Below are 601 nucleotides of genomic sequence, written 5' to 3'. Positions count from 1 at the left end.
ATTCGCCCTATTCAGACTCGCTTTCGCTGCGGCTCCGCCTCTTCAGCTTAACCTTGCTTAGAATCGTCACTCGCCGGTCCATTCTACAAAAGGTACGCTGTCACCCCCCGAAGGGGGCTCCAACTACTTGTAAGCACACGGTTTCAGGATCTCTTTCACTCCCCTTCCGGGGTGCTTTTCACCTTTCCCTCACGGTACTGGTTCACTATCGGTCACTGGGGAGTATTTAGCCTTGGGAGACGGTCCTCCCGGATTCCGACGGGGTTTCTCGTGTCCCGCCGTACTCAGGATCCACTCCGGAGTGCACGTTCCGTCGGCTACAGGGCGTTTGCCTTCTTTGGCCGACCCTTCCAGGTCGTTCGCCTGAAACGTGCATTTCTGACTCCATGTGGAGTGTCCTACAACCCCAAAGAGCAAGCTCTTTGGTTTGGGCTGTTTCCCTTTCGCTCGCCACTACTCAGGAAATCGCATTTGCTTTCTCTTCCTCCGGGTACTGAGATGTTTCAGTTCCCCGGGTCTGCCTTACTCTGCCTATGGATTCAGCAGAGCATCCTATCTGTTCAAGATAGGGGGTTCCCCCATTCGGAAATCTTCGGATCAA

General features: G+C 54.4%; 1 rRNA gene. It reads right to left on the bottom strand.

Going from position 1 to position 601, the window contains the following annotated elements:
• Nucleotides 1–601 (bottom strand): 23S ribosomal RNA (locus AC1MBV_RS17215); the annotation flags it as partial.

This window comes from Sporolactobacillus sp. PKPK-6, from assembly GCF_056678885.1.
Note: the sequence above shows the minus strand (reverse complement) of the source record. Positions and strands in the feature narration are given on the sequence as shown.